Raw genomic sequence first — 22,952 nt, 5'->3', positions numbered from 1 at the left:
TTGATTGTTACTACTCTCGCAGCCTTGGAGTAGCTCTCTGAAACGATCATAATCATCTACTTTCCTCTTCTTTGCATATACAACATATAAAGTTAGAAAATTTTTAATTAACTTTTATTTGTTACACGTATTATAGGACGTTGTTCTTTTCTTTGTCAACATGTTTTTTCAAAAAAAATCTAAATTCATTCTATTTATTTTTTCTCAAATCAAAATTGGAATGAATTACTTACATACACTCATATATTGCTTAAGTATGTTTGCACTACTACATAAAGAAAAATTTATGAGGAGATGAGAAAACTATGTTAAAAGGGAAAGTAGCGTTAGTTACAGGAGCAAGCCGAGGAATTGGACGAGCGATCGCTAAACGTTTAGCAAATGACGGTGCATTGGTTGCTGTTCATTACGGTAATCGAAAAGATGACGCTGAAGAAACTGTTCATGAAATTCAATCAAATGGTGGCCAAGCTTTTTCTATCGGCGCAAATTTAGAATCCTTACATGGTGTAGAAAACCTTTATAAAGCTTTAGATACTGAATTACAAAAGCGCACTGGTGAAACACAATTTGATATTTTAATAAACAATGCTGGCATTGGTCCTGGTGCTTTTATTGAAGAAACGACTGAACAATTTTTTGATAGAATGTTTTCAGTAAATGCAAAAGCACCATTCTTTATCATTCAACAAGCACTGCCACGTTTACGTGACAATAGCCGAATTATTAATATTTCATCCGCTGCGACCCGCATTTCTTTACCTGATTTTGTTGCATATAGTATGACGAAAGGCGCTATTAATACAATGACTTTTACACTAGCAAAACAGCTTGGAGCACGAGGAATAACGGTGAATGCAATACTTCCAGGATTTATTAAAACAGATATGAATGCAGAACTCTTGAGCGACCCGATGATGAAGCAGTACGCTACTACTATTTCCGCTTTCAATCGCTTAGGTGAAGTAGAAGACATTGCCGATACTGCTGCATTCCTTGCTTCTCCAGACAGCCGCTGGGTAACTGGACAATTAATTGATGTGAGCGGAGGATCTTGTTTATAAAAAACATATATTTTCAAATCTTTTTTATTGCGCAATAAAACAATTTATATAATACTATATAAAACATATACATTTAGGAGGATTACAGCAATGTCCGAAAAAACATACGAACTCGCAACCTTCGCAGGCGGTTGCTTTTGGTGCATGGTAAAACCATTTGATGAACTTCCTGGTATTCATAAAGTACTTTCTGGCTATGCAGGAGGTCATGTAGAAAACCCAACATATGAACAAGTAAAAGTTGGAACATCTGGACATTTAGAAGTTGTTCAAATTACATTCGATCCTTCTATTTTTCCTTATCAGAAATTACTAGACTTATATTGGCCACAAATCGATCCCACTGATGATGGCGGACAATTTTTTGACCGTGGTCCATCTTATCGTACCGCTATTTTTTATCATAACGAAACACAAAAAGGGCTTGCTGAAAAATCAAAACAAGCTCTTACAGAAAGCGGTATGTTTAAAGATCCAATCGTGACTGAAATTCGTCCTGCTGCACCTTTTTACGCAGCAGAGGAATACCACCAACATTTCTATAAAAAGAATCCAGAGAAATATGCTACTGAGCAAAAGGAATCTGGTCGTGAAGACTTTATTAAAGAAAATTGGCAAAAAAAATAATAAAAACGCATCGTGCTTTTTTAGTACGATGCATTTTTATTTTTGATAAAAGTACCATACAATTAATAGAACAATTGCTGTTAGTGACCAAAGTACTATCTCGTTTTTTACGCTATTCTTTTTCTTAGTCATTTCATTCCCTCCTAATAACAATTAAACATATTCAAGTTTTTCTTTGTTTAATTGTCCACCTTATATACGTGAATACATCCTTACAAATTCTAATAGCAAGACCACCAATAATTCCGATTGCAATTGAAATTACTAACATCTGTCCAAAACTAAAAGAATTTGTGTACGTTATGTAGAGAACGATACATATAAGTAAAACATCCGGTAAAGAAAGTAAAAACCTTTTAAGCATTCCTTTATCTCCTCTATACTTTATTTATATCTTCTACTGTAATTTTGAAATATAGTTTGTTCAAAAATTCCATTTAGACCCTCATTTTATGATAAATAATAAGAATCCCTTTTCAAAAGAGATTCTTATTCAGTAGATTTAAGTTTAATTATTTTCTACATATCCTATTCCATAATTACTCCTAAAATAGAATAATATTACTAATCATTTATTGTAAATTGACTATTTGCCAGGCGACCGAATGTCGCGCCAGCTACCTACATCGCATTGGCCAAATTCATTATTACCTACCGCTACCACCGTGCCGTCTGATTTTAGTCCGACTGTATGTGCACAACCAGCCGCTATCGCTACAATATCGCGCCAATCGCTTACGTTACATTGACCATACTCATTCCAGCCCACTGCCACCACGGTACCGTCTGATTTTAGTCCGATTGTATGATTCGTACCAGCCGCTATTGCTACAATATCTATCCAGCCACTTACATCACACTGGTTATGTTTATCATTCCCCACTGCCGTCACCGTACCGTCTCGTTTAAGACCAACAGTATGAAGATACCCAGCCTTGACCGCTACAATACCTCGCCAGCTACTTACATTGCATTGACCATATCGATTATTCCCCACAGTCGTCAATGTGCCGTCCAATTTAAGACCGACTGTATGCCAGTCACCCGCTGTGACTGCCACAATACCTTGCCAACTGCTTACATTGCATTCTCCTTCTTTATTTCGGCCCACCGCTACTACCGTGCCATCCGATTTCAGGCCAATAGTACGACGCCACCCTGCCGCAACCGCTACAATTTTATGCCAATCGTTTACATCACATTGTTCATGCTTATTCCAACCCACTGCTACCGCAGTACTGTCACATGTAAGACCGATTGTATGAGCATTACCCGTGTTCGTTGCCATATGAACATTGCCCACTGCGACTGCTTCAATATCTCGCCAGCCACTTACATTACATTCCCCTTCTTTATTCCGGCCCACCGCTACTACCGTGCCATCCGATTTCAGGCCAACTGTATGACAACGCCCCGCCGCTATCATATCTTTGGGCCATCGCTTCACTTTTTCTCTCGATAAAAGGTAATCCATGTTTTACCTCCTTGCATATAAGCAACTGTATCATAATAGATATTTTTATCAAATTTCATTATAAATCTACATTTACAAAGAAAGCTTATTTTACTTCTTCCAAAAATAAAAACCTCCAGTTTAAATACTAGAGGTTTTCTAGTTATTTCTTCAAGCGTTCAATAAAATCGTTCAATTTATCTAGCGATTTCATATTCTGATTGCAAGCTACACCATCTTTGCAAATGTAGTTTCCCTTTTTAACGAAAGTTCCTGGTACATCACCTTTAATTTCAACTAAAAACATCCCTACTTCTTCATGCCCATGACATAATGAACAAATACTTTTTTTATTTAAACTTTGGAACGTTCCTTGCAGACCAACAAACTTATTTTTATCATTTTTCGCTATAATAAATTTCCTGCTTGATCCTTTGTCAATCCAGCTTAAATAAGATAATTCTTTCATATCCAGTTCTTCCATATCGGGAAGTTTTAGCTTTTTTGCTTTAGGAAATAATTTTTTTAATGTTTGTGCTGTAACTTCTTGAAACGGAATTACATACGGATTTATTTTCATTAAAAATGATTCTGCATCTTCTCTATTTTGAACTGTTAATACCGTATCAATTAACTCTTTCTGTTCATCGGTTAAATTCTCAAATACATGTATTATCTTTTCGATCGCAAGTGATTTTAACGCTTGAATTACACCTCTATCGTTTGCCGTTGCATGCCCGTTTGCTAAAATATAAGCTTGTGATTTTATAAAATTATATTGATCACTTCTAATAAACGCTTCCATCTTTATCACTCCATACAAATTGTTGATCTAGTTTTATTGTATACAATGATTACGTTTTTTGATATGTAAAAGATAACTTAGAAACAAACATTACATACATCACTTATTCTCTACCGCTGCATTTCCTGACAAAAGAAGCCATCATCTGTTTTCCATTCCGCATATAATACGTCTTCAAATTTAGTAATTCCTTTTTGCTTTATTTGTTTATAAAGCCACCCTTCATCAAATCCTGCTTCCCTCAAATTATCCTTAACTACTTTCCCATCACTAATTAATGAAATTGGTAAGTAGACAGGCTTATGTTTTAAACTTAAATCATTTATAGTAGGAGATTCGTATTTACTTTTTTTCAGAACGCTTATGTTTCCATTAGGTTCCAATATCATATATTCAACTTCTCGGATTGAAAATATATCTTTTTGTTGCCTAAGCATTTGTTGTAATTGGTTTATATCCAAATGATTCGATTTTAATTGATCTCTGTCAATATATCCATTACGAATAATAATAGAAGGATATCCTTCAAAAAACCTTCTTGTCCCCCTATATTTTTGCGTTATCACTTCTATTGCGTAAATTAATACTGTCCATACTAGTACCGCATATAAAATGGACCAGACTTTCACTTCAGGGTCATATATCGTATTTCCAACCAATTCTCCGAGTACAATGGCAGAAATAAAATCAAAAGGTGTTAGCTGCGATATTTGTGTTTTCCCTAATATTTTAGTAGCAATTAATAAAACAAAAAAACCAACAAAAAGTTCTATCGTTATTTGTCCAAGATGATTCATATATGTTCACCTTTCTGCTTTTCACTCAAATGTTATGTATCCAATTTAGTAAAAAATGGCACATTGTCGCTATTATCATGTCCATTCACATCCAATAAATACAAAACAAAAAGAGTCTGATTCAAAGTAATATATGAATCAGACTCTTTTCCTCTTATTTAGAATACACAATCTTTTTAATCGTTTCCCCAGAAAGAAAATATTCTTCTGCAAGTTGATGAATAGCAATCCCACTTTTAAACGCTTCTTTAATTGCTTTATTTCTTTCATCTAGTTGTTTTCTTCCGCCAGATCGTGTACCCCATTTATAATGTTTCGTTTCTTGTTTCGGAATGTAAATTGTTTCACCTTGTATATACTTTTGAATTTCAGTAATTAAACTCTCTGGTAAAACAGCATTAGCTTTTACGTATTTCATTTCTGCTCGCCCCTTATTTTTTATGGTTCATTTCAATAAGGTGCAAAGCCAAATATAAAAAATGATACGAGCTCATATAGGCGATTGTATATTACTTGTCTACCTCACGCAAAGTATCGCCATTTCCATACTTGGCTTTGCATGAGACGTTGCAGTGTCTGGCAATTGAATTATAATCGCCATATAAACACCTCCTAATATACCTTTTGCATTTTATTATATGATAAAATCCCTCTCCTTGCATCTTCATACTTTTTCAGCAATAAATAATTAATTTTGATATAATACTTTTTATTGAATCAAAAATCATTGTGAGGTTACGTTATGAGGAAAAAAATTATCATTACAATCGTTACACTATTCTTTATTATCACGGCATTATTCGGAACATACAAATTGATGAACGCAAGAAGCTTTCAATTATTTGGAGATTTAACACAACGCGTAGAAACAAATGAAAAAGTGATCGCTTTAACTTTTGATGATGGCCCTACTAACAATGTAAAACAAATATTACCGTTACTAGATAAATACAACGCTAAAGCTACTTTCTTTTTAATTGGAAATGAATTAGAGAAAAGTCTATCATTAGGAGAAGCTATCGCGCAATCTGGGCACCAGCTTGGAAACCATACATATTCTCATAAAAGAATGATTTTCAAAACACCTTCTTTTATTAAAGATGAAATAGAAAAAACGAATTCATTAATCCGCCAAACAGGATTTACAGACGAAATTGATTTTAGACCGCCTAACGGAAAAAAATTAATTGGACTACCCTATTATTTAAATAAAAATAATATTGAAACGATTATATGGGATCTTGAGCCCGATACTTTTTATAAATCTGCGGCTGATAAAATTAAATATGTTAATAAAAATGTAAAACCAGGTTCTATCATTTTACTGCATTCTATGTATGATGAGTCTGATGACAATTTAAAAACGATTGAAGGTATTTTAGATTCTTTATCTAAGAAGGGCTATCAGTTCGTAACAGTAAATGAATTGCAAAAAAGAGCAAAATAAAAAGAAAGGTAGCGTATCTTTGTATGATACGCCACCTTTCTTTTTATATAATGCCAAGTACATTTAAGAATACGATAATAATCGCAATTGGTGCCATAAAGCGAAGTAAGAATAACCATAATACGAATAGTTTATAACCTTTATTTTTACTTACACCTAGCTCTTTCATTAATACATCTTTCTTCATTTTTAAAGGAACAAAGATAGAAACTAATAATACACCAAGTGGCATTAAAACGTTACTTACTGCATAGTCCGCTAAATCAAAGACTGTCTTTCCGAAAATCTTCAGATCACTTAATATACCGAATGATAATGCTGATGGTACCCCAACAACGAAGATTAATAACCCTACGATTAAGGCCATTTTTTCACGTTTCCCTTTACCTTTTGATGTTAACGATGCAACACTAATTTCTAACATCGAAATTGCTGATGTAATCGTAGCGAAGAAGAATAGTAATAAGAAAACGATGAAGAATAATTTTCCGAATGCCATTTTACTGAAAATAGCTGGCAACACGATAAATAATAGTCCCGGCCCTTGAGATGGTTCCATTCCAAATGCGAACACAACTGGGAAAATTGCAAGTCCTGCAAGTAATGTAATAACAAGAGTTAAGGCTACGATAGAAAATGCTGAACGTGGTAAGCTTTCTTCTTTCGGTAAGTATGAGCTATACGTTACCATAACGGCTACCCCGACAGATAATGAGAAAAACGATTGCCCCATTGCGTATAATATAACTTCTGATGTTACATGTGAGAAATCAGGTTGTAAGAAGAAACGAACGCCTTCTCCAGCACCATCTAATGTAAGTGCACGAACGATTAATACAAAGAATAAAACGAATAGTGCTGGCATGAAATATTTATTTACTTTTTCAACACCATTTTGTACACCTTTACTTACGATGAAAATAGTAATAAGGATGAATAATAGCTGTGATCCAACTGCTAAATATGGATTGGAAATGATTTCACCAAACGTAGCTTCGTATGCTCCATTTCCTTCCCATAGTCTACCTGTAATTGCATTCCATAAATATAATAAAATCCAGCCTCCTACAACACTGTAGAAAGAAAGTAATATGAAACATGTTACAATTCCTAATTTACCTAACCAAGGCCATAACGTTTTAGGAGCAATCTCTCTATATGCATCGACAGCCTCTTTTTGTGTACTTCTTCCAATAACAAATTCAGCTAATAATAGCGGTAAACCAATTAATAATGTGAAACCGATGAAAATTAGGAAGAATGCTCCGCCTCCTCCAATGCCGGCCATATATGGGAATTTCCAAATCGCCCCAAGACCAATTGCCGAACCTGCTGCAGCTAATACGAAACCTAATTTCGATGTCCATTGCTGTGAATTCATTTGTTAATCTCCTCTCTACCTCTTTTTCTTTGTTACAATTCGGTATTTATATTGTTCTATCAATACTCTTTTCTAATACGTTCACTTCCTCCCTAATAAAAAAACGTCCCTACGTAAATACGTAGGGACGACAAAAATATCGCGGTACCACCCTAGTTGTGAAGAACACTAAGAAACCACCTAAATAAAAACGCCCCTACGCAAAAACGTAGGGACGATAAAATATCGCGGTACCACCCTAGTTATGAAGCCACACCAAAGTTAGGACCTAAATAAAAAACGTCCCTACGTAAATACGTAGGGACGATAAATATCGCGGTACCACCCTAGTTGTGAAACAATCTTCACCACTTTATTTGATAACGGTATAAACTACCGTCTTTCATTTCCTCATAATGCGAGATTTATGAAAGATGCTCCAGGACGAACTTCATGAATAATCTATATACTGATTCACACCAACCATCAGCTCTCTGAAATAGGGAGATATTCACTACTATACCCTTTCATTGCCCAAATATTATTTTCCGAATTGATTACTATCATTTTTATCACACATTAAAAATAGTGTCAACTTATATTTTGAATTTTTATGTATTACAATCTATTTAAAAATTCGAAATATAAGTTTTAGTTTAGAAAACAAGTGGATTAGTACATAACGAATTCTAACAGGCAATAGAAAAAGAATTACGTATTATTGATACTTATTCAATAATACAAATCATCTAGAAACATAACCTGTCTCTCTGTATTCATTTTTTAAGAGTTTGATGGATACCAAGAAAATTTCGCATCACTATCCAGTGGTCTATTTTTCGTTTCTTCTTTAATTACACGAAACCATTCATTTAAAATTTGAGTTTTTGGCAATTGAGCAGCAAGGTTATCTTCCCAAATTATATGTGAGAACCAGGCTTTCGTTTCCCATTCAAACTGCAATTGTGCGAACGAAATTATAGGGTGATCAGCTTCACGAAATTGCTCATTTACTGCATTTGAAACTTCTGGAGCTTGCGGTAACAACTCGTTCTGAATTCTATTTTTTATCTTCTCATTTTCTAGCTGATCCCAGAAATACAATTGCCCATTTATTTGATAAAAAATATCAAATGAAGCCTCACCTTTCTTCAAATTCAATAATACGAAGGCACGTTCCACATCATTGTCAGCTGCCTTTACAGCATTAATAATTATATTTTGTGCCATTGATACCCAGTAACTAGTCGCTTCCTCTACCGGTGATTCAACATACAATTCTTCACTTAATTCATGAAGAGTGGCCTCTTGCTCATTTACTTTTTCAACTTTTTTAAAAAACCTATTAAAAAAACCCATAACTTCCCCCTTATTACTATTTTCTATTTCACAAAATAAAAAATAGATTTTTCTTGCTCATCCACATTTACTCCTGGCGCGTATGTATGAACTTGTTGCAATACTTCTTCTATTAGCAACTCTAACTCCTGCACACTATTTTCTGGACTCCCTATTAATGTATCTGCCATACGTTTATATAATTTTTCAGGTTTAATAGTCATTCGTTCCACATTATTAGGCATCCATTTAAACGCTGGATGATGTACGTACATTTTATTCAAACCAAATAAAACACCAAATACATTCCTTTGTACTTCACAAATAACGTCATAAAGCATAAGCCAATCTTTCCGTTTTAAAAGCGCCTTTCGATTGTGCCAACGATTACTTAACCATAGATTTTCTGAAATCATCCGTTTTGCTAGTTCATCTGGATATGCCGCTACTCTATCTTTTAATTCATTCACTTTCCCTTCTCCATACAAACTAACACCATCATGAACAGATGATACAATACATTGTTTTTCATAACTTATATCATATTGATCCACCACATCCGAAATCACTTTCTCTACTGTCTCTGTTAAAAAGTTACTAATCTCTAATTTAATTCCCTCTTTCGTTAAATACGTTTCCGACCATTCTTCTTCCTCATACGGATGATACGATAATATTTTCCCATCAATATGATAAATAGGGGCCCTACGATCCTCATCTTCCGGCGGTGTTGACCATAAAATATGTAATTCTATATCTGAATGTTCATCTTCAAGTTTTCTAGCTACTGAACCCGCTAAAATAATAGCTTCCACTTTCGGATTTTTCCTATAAATCTCTGCCATCTCTATTGCTTTCTCTTTTAATCCCAATTCATTTCCTCCTAAAATTGCAGTAATCCCCTTACTTTTCATTTATCTATTTCGATTTTACAGCTTGCATTACCTTTTCAAATTCCTACTACATCATATTTCTATCCAATAGCGCTGAATAACTTCACCAGTACGAGAAGAAACTACTTCATTTTCTAACACACCGCCAACCTTTTGAATCGTTTTAGCAGAACCGATATTGGATTTATCGCAAGTTATTAACACTTTCTGTAATCCTAATTTTTGTGCTTCAGCTAATGCAAGTTGTAGTTGTTTCGTAGCGTAACCGTGGCGACGCTTATTTGGATGGACACTATATCCAATATGACCGCTTTCCCGTAATAATTCTGGATTTAATCTATGTCTAATATTCACAAAACCTATAAGTTCCCTTTTTTCAAAACTTAAAAACTGGCTAGATGGCACTCGATTAGCTAGTATATTTTCTCCTAGTTCTTGTTTACTCACTTTTTCAAACCATTCATCAAGAGAATCAAAGTTTTGTAAAGAACTACTTCCATGTGGTTGTTCCCCTGATTGTAAAAATGCCTGTCTATACGCCGTAATATGCTCACTATATTCATGGATTGGTTTTAATAGTTTCATTGTTCTTCTCCCCCTTCTTCATTCCATAAAACAAACACCTTAATAGCAGCTATTCACTATTAAGGTGTTTCTATCCTTTTTATTCAAATAACCCCATACTCAAATAACGTTCCCCTGTATCAGGCGCAATACATAAAACTTTTTTACCAGCGCCTAGACGTTTCGCTATCATGATTGCAGCGTAAACAGATGCTCCAGAAGACGGCCCAACTAATAATCCCTCTTGTCTAGCTAAGTTTCTCATTGTCGTTAAAGCCTCTTCGTCTGCAATTTGAATAATTTCGTTATACACTTCTATATTTAAGTTTTTCGGGATGAACCCTGGGCTTGTTCCTACTAGTTTATGAGGACCTGGTACACCACCTGATAAAACGGGAGATCCTTTCGGTTCCACTACTGCAATATATAAGTTTGGTAATTTCTCTTTTAACGTTTCACCAGTCCCTGTAATCGTTCCGCCTGTTCCTGCCGTTGCAACAAAGGCGTCAAGCTCTCCATCCATTTGTTCATAAATTTCAAGCGCAGTCGTATAGCGGTGAATATTCGGATTAGCTGGGTTTTCAAATTGTTGCGGAATAAAACTATTCGGTATTTGCTTTTGCAATTCTAACGCCTTCGCAATTGCTCCTGGCATTCTTTGTTCTGCTGGTGTTAAAACTACTTCTGCCCCGTATGCTTTTAATAAATTAATACGCTCTTTTGACATATTGTCTGGCATAATTAAAATCGCTTTATACCCTTTAGCTGCTGCATTCATCGCTAAACCAATCCCTGTATTCCCGCTTGTCGGTTCAATGATTGTATCTCCTGGTTTGATGAGACCATTTTCTTCTGCAACGTGAAGTAAATTATAAGCAGCACGGTCTTTCACACTGCGCGATGGATTAAACATTTCTAGTTTCACATACACATCTGCTGCGTCTTCCGGAATAAATTTAGATAATCGGACGACAGGTGTATCGCCTATTAATTCTGTTACGTTTTCACATAATTTCATAGCGCATCCCCTATTCTATCGTTTTCTTATCACTTGGCAGTAACCATGAAGTGAGTCCAATTAATGGTAGACAACTACATAATAGCATAATAAATTGCAGGCTATATATATCTGCTAATTTCCCAAGAACTACTGCACCTAATGCTCCAAGTCCAAACGCAAGACCTACGATTAATCCTGACACCATTCCCACTTTTCCAGGTACAAGCTCTTGTGCATATACAACAATTACACTAAAACTACTTGAACTAATAAAACCGATACATAAAAATAACGGTACGACCCACACAAGTGAGACATGTGGTAATAACAGTGCAAGTGGCGCTGAACCTAACATTGAAAATACGATGATATTTTTCTTACCAAATCGATCTGCTAACGGTCCTCCGAAGAAAGTTCCTAACACACCAGCAATCATAAATGCGAATACGAAATACTGGGCATTTTTTATAGATAAACCATAATGCTCTATTAAGTAAAATTGATAGAAATTCCCGATACCAGCACCGTACCAAGAACGTACAAAAGTAAGAAAAACAAGAAGTATAATAACGAATTTAATGTGTGTACTTACAATTGCATTTTCCGCCTCAAGCGCAGCCCTCTTCTTCCTTCTTACAGCGCCGGTTGCTAATTCATTTTTGTACCAATTCGATACGAAAATTAATAATACAATTCCTACTGCTGCAAATGCTGTAAAACCTAATGAACCAATTTGACCGAGTGGAACGAAAATTAGCGCTGTAAAAATAGGAGCTAAGGAATTCCCCGTGTTTCCCCCAACTTGATAAATCGCTTGCGCTAACCCTCGTTTTGCACCTGCCGCCATATACGCAACACGAGCGCCTTCTGGATGAAAAACTGCGGAACCTAAACCAATAAATAAAACAGAAATAATAACAATAATAAAGTTTGGTGCAAACGCGAGTCCAATCATTCCAAGCATGCTTGAAAACATACCGAGTGGTAATAAAAATGGTGATGGCTTCTTATCTGAATACATACCAAACACCGGTTGCATAATCGATGACGTCATATTTAAAGCAAACGCAATCCACCCTACTTGCATATAGGATAAATTCATCGTTTTTTCCAAAATAGGAAACAACGCCGGCACAACTGCTTGCATCGAATCATTTAAAAAATGCCCAAAGCTAATCGCAAATAAAATTCGATATATTGTCGGTGTTTCTACAGTTTTTTTGTGTGAAACTGCCTGCATATGTGAATCTCCCCTTTCTGTACAAAATATATATTTATTACAGTAGGTGTAATAAATTCTGACTTTTGAAACATTTCTATTCTATACTGCTTTCATTTCTTTTTCCAGAAATATAACTTAACTCCCGTCATTGGCTTGCATCCTTGTAACTTTCAGCGGTAAAACAGTACAAAAAAAGACAACCCAATCACATACTGGGTTGCCTCTTACATTAAATTGCAAAATGCTTATACTTCTCGTAATCACTCGTCTTACATTCTATTTCTAATTTGGTACCTTCGTTTTCGTAACTCGTAGATAAAACGTGTGCATGATTATTGAAATACGAAACTACCTGTCCTTGATCATATGGAATTAACATTTCACACTTCGTATACTCTTTATAGATGTGTGAGCGAATCATTTCTACAAGTTCTTCAATTCCAACATGTTTCTTCGCTGATAAATAAACGCGATCTTCTTGCACTTTCGGAATTTCAACATCTACCATATCTGATTTATTATAAGCATAGATCGTTGGAATATTTTCTACTCCAATTTTCTTTAACGTTTCATTTGTAATATCAATTAATTGTTCATAATTTGAATTTGCGTAATCTACGACGTGAATAAGTAGGTCTGCTTCCGCTACTTCTTCTAACGTTGAACGGAACGCCTTCACAAGATGATGTGGTAATTTACTTACAAATCCAACTGTATCTGTTAATAAGAATGATTTATTATCTGGCAAATCAATATTTCGTACAGATGTTTCTAACGTCGCGAATAACATATCTTTTTCAAATACTTGTTTTTCTTCTGTACCATTATAAATTTCAAGCATTGCATTCATCGTCGTTGACTTTCCTGCATTCGTATAACCTACTAATGCTACAACAGGTATTTCATTTTTCTTACGTTGCTTTCGCTGCGTTTGACGCTGGGCAACGAGCGCTTCTAAATCTTTATTTAAAACTGAAATTTGTTCTTCAATTTTACGACGGTCTAACTCTAACTTCTTCTCACCGACACCTTTATTTTTCGTACCAACGCCGCCGCTCTGTCTTCCTAACGATTCACGAAGACCGATTAAACGAGGCATCATATACTGAAGATGGGCTACTTCTACTTGTAGCTGTGCTTCTTTCGTTTTCGCACGTTGCGCAAAAATATCTAAAATTAAAATGGTACGATCAATTACCTTACAATCTAAATCCTCTTCTAAATTTCGAATTTGTGAAGGAGATAATTCATCATTAAAGATGACCATATTCGCATCTATTTCTTGTACATACGCTGCTACTTCTTCAATCTTTCCTTTTCCGATATAATGCGATGGATTTACTCGTTGTAAATTTTGCGTTACTTGCCCAATTACCTCTACATCACAAGCTTCCGCAAGATTTGTTAACTCTTCCATCGAATATGCAAAATCATCTTCATTACCTACATTTACTCCAACTAAAACTGCTCTTTGTAATACTTCTTCCATATATTTATTCCTCCATTTCGATTACGTAAAATAAAAAACACAGGTCGCTGCCTGTGTTTTCGTAAACGGATAAGGGTTCATCAAAGAAATAGAAGAAAGCTGTGCTTTCATCCTATCTCATAGTAAAAAAAGTCCCAAAATCGTATACGTATCCACAATAAGTGTTCACCTATACAATCCCATTCTATTTATAAAGGCAAAACAAAAAGAGGGCGTATTCGTCCCTCCCTCTTTTTCACATATAAGCTTAATAAAGGGTTCCTTTAAAATAGGCAGACCAATCCCGTTCACTCTGTACACAGACAGAGCCTTTGAGCGCTATTCAATTATTGGCACAAAGTATTGAGACGTAATCTGATTAAGATCAAAGGAAGCCCCTCCGTTCATTTTAAGTTACATAAAGTGTAGCATAAGTAATTCGCTTTCACAAGGTTTAACAACCTATATCACACTAAAGAAAATCGTTATATTTTTACTTTAATCGTCATTTTTTGCGAATTTTTCTCACAATAAAAATAACAAAAGCAATTATCAATTTTAGAAACTTCTCGTATATTATTTTTACAACACTCGCTAAATTCCTTCATAGTAAGTTAAGTCGTTCAATACATCAAAAATCTATATTGACATTTTTATAACCTAATATTAGTATCAGGTTATAAAAATAAAAATCAGGAGATGTTCCTATGCATTCTAAATCTCGTATTACTGCAATTGGTACTTATGTTCCAAATCAAATATTGTCTAATAACGATTTAGAAAAGATGGTCCATACGAATGATGAATGGATTGTACAAAGAACAGGAATGAAGGAAAGAAGAATCGCTAGCGAAGAAGAATATTCCTCAAACTTAGCCATTAAAGCAATTAAAAATTTATGTACAACATATAAGAAAAACTTAGAAGATGTCGACTGTATCATTGTCGCTACTACTACTGCTGATTACGTTTTCCCTAGCGTTGCTTGCCAAATACAACAATACTTCAACATACCTCATACACTAGCTTTTGATTTAAATGCAACTTGTGCTGGTTTTACATATGGACTACACGTCGGTAATAGCTTAATCACTTCTGGATCACATAAAAAAGTACTTGTCGTAGCGACAGAGACATTATCTAAAGTTACTGATTATACCGATAGAACGACCTGTATTTTATTCGGTGATGGTGCTGGAGCTATTTTATTAGAAAGAGATGAAGACACCCCAAGCTTTATCGCTGCTCACATGGGAACAAACGGTGATGGCGGCATTCATCTATATAGAACAAACTTATCTACTACTATGAATGGCACACCACTGCAAACAAATGAAAAAATCGTTCAAAATGGAAGAGAAGTATATAAATGGGCAACACGTACAGTGCCAAAAGGCATAAAAGATTTAATACATACCGCAAATATGCCAGTAGATGATATAGACTGGTTCATACCCCACAGCGCTAACTTACGAATGATCGAATCTATTTGCGAAAAATCTCAAATTTCAATACAAAAAACATTAACGAGCGTGGAATATATGGGGAATACCTCTTCAGTCACCATTCCACTCGCTCTAGATTTAGCTATAAAAGAAGGGAAGTTAAATAATGGAGACACACTTTTACTATACGGATTCGGTGGTGGTCTTACACATTTAGGGCTTATTGTAGAGTGGAATTTAATTTAAGTGTATAAAAAGAGGCTCTAGTCAGTAACTAGAACCTCTTTTTCATTTAATTTCTTGCCCCTTTTCGAGACCATATCACAACAGGAATAAGTAATAACGCTAACACGCCTCCAGCCAATGACAATACCGCATAACTTGAATTCGCTACTACCATACCTGACATCGCTCCACCAGAAGCTCCAGCTAGCGCAATAAAAACATCTATTTTCCCTTGTGTTTTAGCACGTGTAGACGGTGTTGTGGAATCAACGATTTGTGCTGTACCACTTATCAATCCGAGGTTCCATCCTAGCCCAAGTAAAGAAAGAGCAACGATTAATAATAATAAAGAATCACTTGGCGCTATCGCAGCTATGACACCCGCTGCAAGTAAAATCACTCCACCAGCTATACTCATTGTAGTTCGGCCAATTTTATCAATTAACATTCCTGTAACGAGAGATGGAAGATACATTGCACCTACATGAAAACCTATCACAAGTCCTACTGCACTTAAACCGTGACCGTGGTGTCCCATATGAACTGGTGTCATCGTCATAATCGCAACCATCACTATTTGCGTAAGTATCATTACGATTGCTCCAACTGTAATACCTCGTTTATTTTCTTTCGCTTCTTCTGTTACTGGTTGCCCTTTATATGTATGTTCCTGTTTATATCTTTCTATTATGTTAGCAATAATTAACGGATCTGGACGAAGCATAACAAAAAGAACTAGACCCGCCAGTATAAATGCTGCTGCCGATAGTATGAACGGACCTGCAAGTTTAGGAACTCCAATTGAATGAGCAAAACTTCCCATTACCCCTACTAAATTTGGTCCTGCAACTGCACCGAAAGTCGTCATTACCATCGTAATACTAACAGCCGTTGCTCTCTGCTTCTTATCTGCTAAATCTGTACCTGCATAACGAGCTTGTAGATTCGTGGCTGTACCGGCACCATATATGAGTAAAGAAATAAGTAAAAGAATAATACTATTTGTTAAAGCTGCCATTACAACACCAATTGCTCCAAATCCACCTACTATGAACCCTGTTGCAAGACCTATCCGGCGTCCATATCGTTGCGAAAGCTTCCCTACTATGAAAGCTGCTAATGCCGATCCTAATGTAAACATAGCAGTTGGTAATCCTGCAAATGCATCTGTTCCAAGCATTTGCTGCGCAAGAAGTGCTCCCACTGTAATACCAGCAGCTAGTCCTGCACCGCCAAACATTTGTGAAATGCTGACGATTATTAACGTTCGTTTGTATAGTTTTTGTTGCTCTTCTTCTGTGTACACATGATTATCTATTAAAGCCCCTGCCTTATCTAGCAATTCCCCATCCTCCTTTTAAAATTAAGCCCTCTTGTTAATGTACTATGTATAACGTTACATATTCAATGGCATTTTCCATTCATCCCTTTCATTCTAAAAAACTTTCTAATCATACTCGACTTATCCCATGCTATATTAAAAATACTACTATTCACAATATGCAAGGAGGAAACAATGAAAAAAACAGGCTGCTATAGCCTGTTTTTCTTTACGCTTCTTCTACTAATCTTCCCATTCTCTTTTTACTCAAAGCTTTCCCTTCCCAAAACAACAAACTTACGAAAGCACAAATTAAAATAATTGGCACACTTGCTTTATATAAATCTGTAAAACTCATAGCCATCTGATTCTTGGCATAATGATTCACATCATTTGAAAATGTGAGTACCTCTTTCTTTATACTTTCCTCTTGTTTTTCAACTTCTTTTGTCACTTGCCTCATAACTTCTTCTCTTTTTACATCTCTATATTCTACTGGAACTTCTCTTAATATTTCATCCGTCTTGTCGCGAATCAATTCTTCCTTTTTCTCTTTACTTAATCCTATTGTCATTGCATTTTGTTTCTTATTTATATTCGACTCTAAACTTTGATTCTCTATTTTCTCTTTAGTCATTTGTAAAATTTCAGTTTGCTCAGCACTATTCACATGAATATTACGCACCTTTTCTTCTGCATAACGATATACTTTTTCTTTATTTACAGTTAAATTGTGAGTTAAGTTAGAGACAAATATTGCAACCGCCAATACAATTCCAACTTGTCGTAACATTGATACAACACTTTGAGAAGCAGTTAACAGTTCTCCTTCAAATGAAGAAGCACTTAAAACTGTAATTGGCCCCACTACTAAACCATATCCAACACCTAATATCATACACGGAATAATAATTTCTATATTTGTTGAATGAACATCAATCATTTGCAACCAATAGTAGGAAAGCCCCATAACAAGAAATCCTGACAAAATAATAGTTACTTTTCCGAGTTTTTTAATTAAAGTTGCTGCAACTGGTGAGATTAAAAATATCATTGCTGAAATAGGTGTCACTAAAAAAGCCGCTTCAATTTCCGTCCGACCTTGTAGTTTCGTCAAGAACGTTGGAAGCAATACAGTAACTCCAATTAAAAATAAATTACTTAATATAACAACGATAGACGCTCCGACAAACATTCGATCTTGAAATAACTTTAAATTCACCATTGGGTTATGAATCTTTCGTTCTACTAAAACAAATAGAATAAGAGAAATAGTGCTAATTGCATAACAAGACAAAGCAATATTACCTTGCCATCCCCATGTATTACCTTTTACTAATATGAGAGTAAATGAAAAAATTGCTGTGCTACTTAATAGTAGTCCTATCCAATCTATTTTTGAGATAATACGTTCTTCATTTTTTATTTGTAGCATGATGCAACATAACACGATTCCTATTATACAAACCGGAACATTAACGAAGAACACCCATCTCCATCCTAAATTTTGCGTAATAATTCCACCTATCACTGGTCCCATAGCAGCTGACAATCCTTGTGTTACTCCTAAAATCGCAAGCGCAACATGCCTCTTAGCTAATGGCATAGCTGATACACCAATTACCATACTTGTTGGAAATAAAATCGCCGCACCAATACTTTGTATAAAACGAGAAAAAATAAGAAAATCACCTGTATTAGCAAAAGCGCAAAGTACCGATCCACCACCAAAAATCACCAAACCAAGAATATACATCTTTGCTTTTCCAAAGATATCAGCTATCCGCCCTAACGGAATGGCGAGTACTGCAATCGTCATTGTATAAACATTTAATACCCAAGACATCTTTTCTAATGAAGTATTTACACTCGATTGTATTGCCGGTAAAGCTATATTCATAATTGTCGTATCAATCATACAAAGAAAGATACCTAGACACATTAAAAAGACAATCTTAATACCCTTTGTTTGCTCCATCTTTATATACCCCTTTATTTATTGTGAACGCGTTTTTCATTCTTCTGTTTTATTGTTTTCTTTCGCCTCTAACTCTTCTAATTTTTTCTTCAAAGTCTCCACTTGTGCACTATACGATGCAATACCTACATCTAGTGAAATTTCTTCGACGAAAGTAATACCTACTCTCCACTTTTCATATTTCAATCGAAGATCTGCAATGTACGCTTCTTTTCTTTCAATTTCATCTTTAATCCATTTTTTTATTGTTACATCATCACTATAGTTACCAAAATACATTCTCATTAAAAAATCCGAACGTAAAACATCCTTCTCTACAGGCGTCTGCATGTATTGATAAAATTCTTCACGCCCCTCATCTGTAATAAAGTACATTTTCTTATTCGGTTTTCCCTCTTGCATGACAACTTCTTTTTTTATTTTCCCCTCATTCTCCAATTGTCGTAACGTTGGATAAATCATTCCAAAACTTCCATCAAAAAAATGAGTAAATACGTCTTCAAAAACAATTTTAATATCGTAACCAGACAATTCCTTTTCCATTAATAAACCTAAAACAACATCTCTTCCCTTCAAAGTAAAACCCCCACATAGTATATAATCGATAATCATATTAACAATATTAATATGATTATCGATTATATACCTTATTTTGTTATTTGTAAAATGTTTCTAAATAAAAAAGCCCCATAATTTGGTTTTACCAATTCACAGGGCCATTTTCTTATTTACTCTTTCACACCTACATCTTGCAAAACTTCAATATCCTCTTTCATTTCATAATAATAAGAAGGCAATTCTATACCATGTTCTAAGAAATAATCCTCTATGAATGAAATAATGATTTTTAACGTTTTCACACGGGCATACAATTTATCGTTACTTTCAATAATATGCCACTTCGCATTTTGCTTACTTGTTCTTTCAAACATGTCTTCCATCGCTTCAACATACTCATCCCATTTTTCACGATTACGCCAATCTTCATCTGTAATTTTCCATCTTTTCAAAGGATTTTTCTCTCTATCGTTAAATCTCTTTAACTGTTCCTCTTTACTTATATGGTAGAAGAACTTCCCTATTATGTAATGGTCATCTGTTAGTAGTTTTTCAAAATCATTAATCTCATCATATGCTCTCATCCACTCTTCCTTTGTAGCAAAACCTTCAACACGCTCAACTAACACACGACCGTACCATGAGCGATCAAAAATGTTAATTTGCCCGTACTGTGGAATTTTGCGCCAGAAACGTTGCAAATAATGGTAACGTTTTTCATGAGGTGCAGGCGCTCCAATTGGATCTACTTGGAACCCACGTGGGTCAAGATGTTCCGTCACCCGCTTAATTGCCCCACCTTTACCAGCCGCATCCCATCCTTCCATAACAAGCATAACTGCGATTTTTTCTTCTTTCAAAATTTGCTGTAATGCTAATAAGCGCCTTTGATATTTTTCGAGTTTCTTGTTGTACTTAGATTTTGATTCAATTTTTTTCGTTAAATCTACTTTAGCAAGATGTACATTTTCCATAAAACAAAGCCCCCTTGTTGTATGACAATGTTATTTTAACATATTTTTTGGGATTTTTTTCATATCCTAAAAAGCTGTGTAGAAACATCTCTACACAGCTTCCTTCTCTAATTTCACATCTACAAGCACATTTAACTACATTAAAATAAATAATTTATACGGAACTCTTAGTATATTCTTTTTTTAAAACGTAAAAATAGCCCTTTTAAAAAGGGCAGTAATCTAAGTATAGAAAAAACAAATTTATTCTTTCTTACTACATACGTAATTATGCCAGCTATAAGAGTAGTGAATAAGATATTGATTCACTACTCACAATACTCACTTTACATTATATGGTATATTTACTCGTAAAAAGAAGATAATAACAAGTAAATCCATTAAAGAATGGGAGCTCTCAAAAAATGAAACGAAAAATATTAACTCTCTTTACGCTTATATGTTTAGCACTACCAATGCAAGCTAGTGCTTACACATTTCAGTCACTACCGATTGCGTCAAAGTCTAAACAATGGTATGTCGAAATTGATAAATCTCATAACTCAAACAAGCAAGCAATCCAGCCAAAGCAAGGTGTATTTGATACGTATAGTTTACTCGTAAAAAACATCGGTCATGATGTATCAAACGTATCTGTGGAAATACTTGATAACAATCCTACCTCTAAGGCTACCTTTAAACCTACTACACCTAATGAAAATATTTCTAAAAGTCATACAAGCTTTGAGTACATGGTATTCCCATTAGACTTTAATAGTCATAATTTTAAAGTTGTGATCACTTGGGAAGAAAAGAATTTCTCTTATAACGGCCATCCGGTAAATGAAGGTAAAAAAATGAAACAAACATTTGTATTTAGTGAAGAATAAGTCCTAATTTCTTTAGGGCTTATTCTTCTTTTTTGAAACCTGCTTGTATCGCTTCCGTCACTTCTTTTGTGATTTCTAATTTTGTTGCTTCGATACTAATTTTTTGCGCCAAATATGTATGGAAGGCTTTTCATTACAAAGTTGTTTTATTAATACTGGTTGATTATATGCTAGGTTATTTTCTATATAGGTCTAGCCCTCTTTTCCCATATAATCAATTAAATCGACGAATACTCGGTACAGACAATGCTATTCCAATTGTTAAAATTACTAAACTAGCTAGTGTTATAATAGTTATCTCGCCACCTATGACAGTAGCTAACCAGCCTACAACTACATACCCTAATGGCAATAAAGCAAAAGAACCCAACATATCAAGACTTGCCACTCTTCCGAATGCTTCTTCTGGTACAAGTTCCTGTAAACTCGTTTCCCAAATGAGTCCAAATATCATCATGCCAAATCCTTCAATTGCCATTAAGAATATTAAAGCGGGTGCCCAAGAAATGAATGGCATAATTAATAAAGCAATACCACTCATTAAAACACCTCCATAAGCCAGTAATCCTCTCTTATGCCACCGCTCTTTCCCACCAAATATTAATGCAGCAATTACAGCCCCACCACCAGAAAAGGCCATGCCAAGTCCATACACGTAAGCTTCAAAATGATGATGAACATTAAATAACCACGGAATTAATACGACGATAATGCCGGCATAACAAATATTTATAAAAGAAAAAACTAAAATTGTAATCCACAGCCACGGATGACTTTTTAAAACTAATACACCTTCCATAAACTCTTGTTTGTAATTAAGCTTACTCTTTTCAATGGGTTTTACTTTTTCAAACTTAATTTCTTTTAAAAATAATAAACATAAAAATGATAATAAGTACGTTACTGCATCTAGTCCGAAACCTATCCCTGCAGACGCAACCGATACGATTAACCCACCAAGTGCTGGTCCAATTAATCGTATACCTTGATTACTCATTTGAGTGAGTGCGTTAGCTGCATTACGAATTTCAGGAACGAATACTTTCGCCCTTACAGCAGAATATGCTGGTTGGAATATCCCTTCCATAAGTCCGTATAAGGCAACGAGAATGTATAAAACTGTAATTGTTAATAAATCCATAAATATAAGCGATGCAAGTAATAGCATTAATATACAGCGGAGTATATCCGTAAATAACATTAATTTAAACCGATCAATTCGGTCTACAATTAAACCTGCAAACGGTAAAGCGAGAATATTAGGTAGCATGTACATTGCCATTGTCATTCCCATCACAACTGTTGAGCCAATTAATGAATACACAACAACTGGGAGTATGACCATAGTTATCGAACTACCTAAGGCCGAGAGTAATTGTCCAATCCATAAAAATTTAAAGTGTGGTGATACTTTAACCGGTAATAATAATTTACCAACATAACCTAAACTTTTCTCCTTTTGTATTTCTCCTTGCATGTCTCTTCCCTCTTTTCGAATGACTATAGAATTTATAATTTATAACTTAAATTTTATAATATTCAAT

The 22,952-nt window shown here is 34.9% G+C and carries 22 protein-coding genes and 2 other annotated features (1 of these 24 only partly in view); of the genes, 5 read left to right on the top strand and 17 right to left on the bottom strand.

From position 1 onward, the window contains the following. Positions 1–81 (bottom strand) — a binding site (T-box leader) (it extends 165 nt beyond the left edge of the window). Positions 82–305: 224 nt separating this feature from the next. Next, positions 306–1,064, top strand: coding sequence for an SDR family oxidoreductase (locus ASE54_RS02480; protein WP_000911802.1), 759 nt, complete (start codon positions 306–308; stop codon positions 1,062–1,064). Between the two features lie 90 nt (positions 1,065–1,154). Continuing rightward, a complete protein-coding gene (gene msrA / locus ASE54_RS02475; RefSeq protein WP_001291896.1) occupies positions 1,155–1,691 on the top strand; it encodes a peptide-methionine (S)-S-oxide reductase MsrA in 537 nt (178 codons plus the stop codon). A gap of 163 nt (positions 1,692–1,854) precedes the next feature. On the opposite strand, the gene ASE54_RS02470 is transcribed toward msrA, so the two are convergent. The 5 genes from ASE54_RS02470 to ASE54_RS02450 form a co-directional block, all read right to left on the bottom strand. Then, entirely contained in the window at positions 1,855–2,055 is a 201-nt protein-coding gene (locus ASE54_RS02470) for a hypothetical protein (protein ID WP_000919319.1), read from the bottom strand. Between the two features lie 222 nt (positions 2,056–2,277). Then, a complete protein-coding gene (locus tag ASE54_RS02465) occupies positions 2,278–3,165 on the bottom strand; it encodes a chromosome condensation regulator (protein ID WP_000385098.1) in 888 nt (295 codons plus the stop codon). A gap of 142 nt (positions 3,166–3,307) precedes the next feature. Further along, a complete protein-coding gene (locus ASE54_RS02460) occupies positions 3,308–3,949 on the bottom strand; it encodes an elongation factor G-binding protein (RefSeq protein ID WP_000387067.1) in 642 nt (213 codons plus the stop codon). Positions 3,950–4,059: 110 nt separating this feature from the next. Continuing rightward, positions 4,060–4,746, bottom strand: coding sequence for a DUF421 domain-containing protein (locus ASE54_RS02455; protein ID WP_001015971.1), 687 nt, complete (start codon positions 4,744–4,746; stop codon positions 4,060–4,062). 154 nt (positions 4,747–4,900) lie between these two features. Beyond that, positions 4,901–5,164, bottom strand: a complete 264-nt coding sequence (locus ASE54_RS02450; RefSeq protein ID WP_000878325.1) for a CD3324 family protein — start codon at positions 5,162–5,164, stop codon at positions 4,901–4,903. A 324-nt stretch (positions 5,165–5,488) separates the two neighbouring features. On the opposite strand from ASE54_RS02450, the gene ASE54_RS02445 reads away from it, so the two are divergent. After that, positions 5,489–6,193, top strand: a complete 705-nt coding sequence (locus ASE54_RS02445; protein ID WP_001227581.1) for a polysaccharide deacetylase family protein — start codon at positions 5,489–5,491, stop codon at positions 6,191–6,193. Between the two features lie 43 nt (positions 6,194–6,236). On the opposite strand, the gene ASE54_RS02440 is transcribed toward ASE54_RS02445, so the two are convergent. The 7 genes from ASE54_RS02440 to hflX all read right to left on the bottom strand — a co-directional run bounded on the left by ASE54_RS02440 (position 6,237) and on the right by hflX (position 14,059). Then, entirely contained in the window at positions 6,237–7,574 is a 1,338-nt protein-coding gene (locus ASE54_RS02440; RefSeq protein WP_001088186.1) for a sodium-dependent transporter, read from the bottom strand. A gap of 296 nt (positions 7,575–7,870) precedes the next feature. Beyond that, positions 7,871–8,093: a binding site (T-box leader), on the bottom strand. Between the two features lie 243 nt (positions 8,094–8,336). Further along, a complete protein-coding gene (locus ASE54_RS02435; RefSeq protein ID WP_000505537.1) occupies positions 8,337–8,912 on the bottom strand; it encodes a hypothetical protein in 576 nt (191 codons plus the stop codon). 23 nt (positions 8,913–8,935) lie between these two features. Next, positions 8,936–9,763, bottom strand: coding sequence for a DUF4037 domain-containing protein (locus tag ASE54_RS02430; protein ID WP_000523164.1), 828 nt, complete (start codon positions 9,761–9,763; stop codon positions 8,936–8,938). Between the two features lie 93 nt (positions 9,764–9,856). Beyond that, positions 9,857–10,369, bottom strand: a complete 513-nt coding sequence (locus ASE54_RS02425; protein ID WP_000771276.1) for a GNAT family N-acetyltransferase — start codon at positions 10,367–10,369, stop codon at positions 9,857–9,859. A 79-nt stretch (positions 10,370–10,448) separates the two neighbouring features. Continuing rightward, complete coding sequence (cysK, locus tag ASE54_RS02420) at positions 10,449–11,366, bottom strand: cysteine synthase A (RefSeq protein WP_000762269.1); 918 nt, start codon at positions 11,364–11,366, stop codon at positions 10,449–10,451. 10 nt (positions 11,367–11,376) lie between these two features. Next, on the bottom strand, positions 11,377–12,588 hold the full coding sequence (locus tag ASE54_RS02415) for an MFS transporter (RefSeq protein WP_001149399.1): 1,212 nt from the start codon (positions 12,586–12,588) through the stop codon (positions 11,377–11,379). A gap of 211 nt (positions 12,589–12,799) precedes the next feature. Next, a complete protein-coding gene (gene hflX / locus ASE54_RS02410) occupies positions 12,800–14,059 on the bottom strand; it encodes a GTPase HflX (RefSeq protein ID WP_000393288.1) in 1,260 nt (419 codons plus the stop codon). Positions 14,060–14,745: 686 nt separating this feature from the next. Between hflX and ASE54_RS02405 the strand changes: the two genes are divergently transcribed. Then, positions 14,746–15,729, top strand: a complete 984-nt coding sequence (locus tag ASE54_RS02405; RefSeq protein WP_000555772.1) for a ketoacyl-ACP synthase III — start codon at positions 14,746–14,748, stop codon at positions 15,727–15,729. 46 nt (positions 15,730–15,775) lie between these two features. Here ASE54_RS02405 and ASE54_RS02400 read toward each other — a convergent pair whose 3' ends face one another. The 4 genes from ASE54_RS02400 to ASE54_RS02385 form a co-directional block, all read right to left on the bottom strand. Then, the gene (locus ASE54_RS02400; RefSeq protein WP_000884518.1) at positions 15,776–17,050 is read right to left on the bottom strand and encodes an MFS transporter; all 1,275 of its coding nucleotides are present in this window, start codon (positions 17,048–17,050) and stop codon (positions 15,776–15,778) included. Between the two features lie 208 nt (positions 17,051–17,258). Continuing rightward, the gene (locus ASE54_RS02395; protein WP_000438378.1) at positions 17,259–19,007 is read right to left on the bottom strand and encodes an MFS transporter; all 1,749 of its coding nucleotides are present in this window, start codon (positions 19,005–19,007) and stop codon (positions 17,259–17,261) included. Positions 19,008–19,043: 36 nt separating this feature from the next. Further along, entirely contained in the window at positions 19,044–19,583 is a 540-nt protein-coding gene (locus ASE54_RS02390; RefSeq protein ID WP_000678333.1) for a PadR family transcriptional regulator, read from the bottom strand. Between the two features lie 152 nt (positions 19,584–19,735). Further along, positions 19,736–20,539 carry a UDP-galactose-lipid carrier transferase gene (locus ASE54_RS02385; RefSeq protein ID WP_000432452.1) on the bottom strand — a complete coding sequence of 268 codons (804 nt, stop codon included), beginning with the start codon at positions 20,537–20,539 and terminating at the stop codon, positions 19,736–19,738. Between the two features lie 404 nt (positions 20,540–20,943). Here ASE54_RS02385 and ASE54_RS02380 point away from each other — a divergent pair, with 404 nt between their 5' ends. Next, a complete protein-coding gene (locus tag ASE54_RS02380; protein WP_000823339.1) occupies positions 20,944–21,408 on the top strand; it encodes a hypothetical protein in 465 nt (154 codons plus the stop codon). Between the two features lie 214 nt (positions 21,409–21,622). Here ASE54_RS02380 and ASE54_RS02375 read toward each other — a convergent pair whose 3' ends face one another. Next, positions 21,623–22,885, bottom strand: a complete 1,263-nt coding sequence (locus ASE54_RS02375; protein ID WP_001161166.1) for an MFS transporter — start codon at positions 22,883–22,885, stop codon at positions 21,623–21,625. Positions 22,886–22,952: the final 67 nt, after the last annotated feature.

The sequence above is a fragment of the Bacillus sp. Root131 genome (assembly GCF_001429475.1).
GTDB classification, from domain to species: Bacteria; Bacillota; Bacilli; order Bacillales; family Bacillaceae_G; genus Bacillus_A; species Bacillus_A thuringiensis_S.
Note: the sequence above shows the minus strand (reverse complement) of the source record. Positions and strands in the feature narration are given on the sequence as shown.

Excerpts from the sequence above, each read along its gene's own strand:
- ASE54_RS02480 (WP_000911802.1), top strand. The coding sequence starts at position 306 with ATGTTAAAAGGGAAAGTAGCGTTAGTTACAGGAGCAAGCCGAGGAATT.
- msrA (WP_001291896.1), top strand. The coding sequence starts at position 1,155 with ATGTCCGAAAAAACATACGAACTCGCAACCTTCGCAGGCGGTTGCTTT.
- ASE54_RS02470 (WP_000919319.1), bottom strand. The coding sequence starts at position 2,055 with ATGCTTAAAAGGTTTTTACTTTCTTTACCGGATGTTTTACTTATATGT.
- ASE54_RS02465 (WP_000385098.1), bottom strand. The coding sequence starts at position 3,165 with ATGGATTACCTTTTATCGAGAGAAAAAGTGAAGCGATGGCCCAAAGAT.
- ASE54_RS02460 (WP_000387067.1), bottom strand. The coding sequence starts at position 3,949 with ATGGAAGCGTTTATTAGAAGTGATCAATATAATTTTATAAAATCACAA.
- ASE54_RS02455 (WP_001015971.1), bottom strand. The coding sequence starts at position 4,746 with ATGAATCATCTTGGACAAATAACGATAGAACTTTTTGTTGGTTTTTTT.
- ASE54_RS02450 (WP_000878325.1), bottom strand. The coding sequence starts at position 5,164 with ATGAAATACGTAAAAGCTAATGCTGTTTTACCAGAGAGTTTAATTACT.
- ASE54_RS02445 (WP_001227581.1), top strand. The coding sequence starts at position 5,489 with ATGAGGAAAAAAATTATCATTACAATCGTTACACTATTCTTTATTATC.
- ASE54_RS02440 (WP_001088186.1), bottom strand. The coding sequence starts at position 7,574 with ATGAATTCACAGCAATGGACATCGAAATTAGGTTTCGTATTAGCTGCA.
- ASE54_RS02435 (WP_000505537.1), bottom strand. The coding sequence starts at position 8,912 with ATGGGTTTTTTTAATAGGTTTTTTAAAAAAGTTGAAAAAGTAAATGAG.
- ASE54_RS02425 (WP_000771276.1), bottom strand. The coding sequence starts at position 10,369 with ATGAAACTATTAAAACCAATCCATGAATATAGTGAGCATATTACGGCG.
- cysK (WP_000762269.1), bottom strand. The coding sequence starts at position 11,366 with ATGAAATTATGTGAAAACGTAACAGAATTAATAGGCGATACACCTGTC.
- ASE54_RS02415 (WP_001149399.1), bottom strand. The coding sequence starts at position 12,588 with ATGCAGGCAGTTTCACACAAAAAAACTGTAGAAACACCGACAATATAT.
- hflX (WP_000393288.1), bottom strand. The coding sequence starts at position 14,059 with ATGGAAGAAGTATTACAAAGAGCAGTTTTAGTTGGAGTAAATGTAGGT.
- ASE54_RS02405 (WP_000555772.1), top strand. The coding sequence starts at position 14,746 with ATGCATTCTAAATCTCGTATTACTGCAATTGGTACTTATGTTCCAAAT.
- ASE54_RS02395 (WP_000438378.1), bottom strand. The coding sequence starts at position 19,007 with ATGGAGCAAACAAAGGGTATTAAGATTGTCTTTTTAATGTGTCTAGGT.
- ASE54_RS02385 (WP_000432452.1), bottom strand. The coding sequence starts at position 20,539 with ATGGAAAATGTACATCTTGCTAAAGTAGATTTAACGAAAAAAATTGAA.
- ASE54_RS02380 (WP_000823339.1), top strand. The coding sequence starts at position 20,944 with ATGAAACGAAAAATATTAACTCTCTTTACGCTTATATGTTTAGCACTA.
- ASE54_RS02375 (WP_001161166.1), bottom strand. The coding sequence starts at position 22,885 with ATGCAAGGAGAAATACAAAAGGAGAAAAGTTTAGGTTATGTTGGTAAA.